The sequence below is a fragment of the Aquimarina sp. U1-2 genome (assembly GCF_017897595.1).
Taxonomy (GTDB): domain Bacteria; phylum Bacteroidota; class Bacteroidia; order Flavobacteriales; family Flavobacteriaceae; genus Aquimarina.
Window position 1 is genome coordinate 1 of the sequence record NZ_JAGKIK010000173.1, and the last position, 280, is coordinate 280.

The 280-nt window shown below is 34.6% G+C and carries 1 protein-coding gene; it reads right to left on the minus strand.

What is annotated here, in order from left to right; all coding sequences use genetic code 11:
- On the minus strand, positions 1-280 hold a 280-nt coding region (locus J8281_RS19535), incomplete at both ends, for an efflux RND transporter periplasmic adaptor subunit (protein ID WP_210199298.1).

The window sequence follows — 280 nt, forward strand, 5'->3', positions numbered from 1 at the left end:
TTGAATGGAAATAACCCCTTTTTCAAATAACTTTTTATCTCTTTGGAATTGAGTTGTAGCATTGTCTGCTGATAGTTTTGAGGTAGCGATTCTACTTTTTGCATTAGCCAAACTTTGTTCGTTAGGTACTACCCTTATTTGGGCTATTAAATCTCCTTTTTTAACCTTATCTCCCTCTTCTACAATAATCTTATCCACAATTCCTGTAATTTGAGGTTTTAACTCTATCTCTTCCTCTGGGTTTAATTTACCTGTTGCTACAGCTTGCGAACTAATGGTT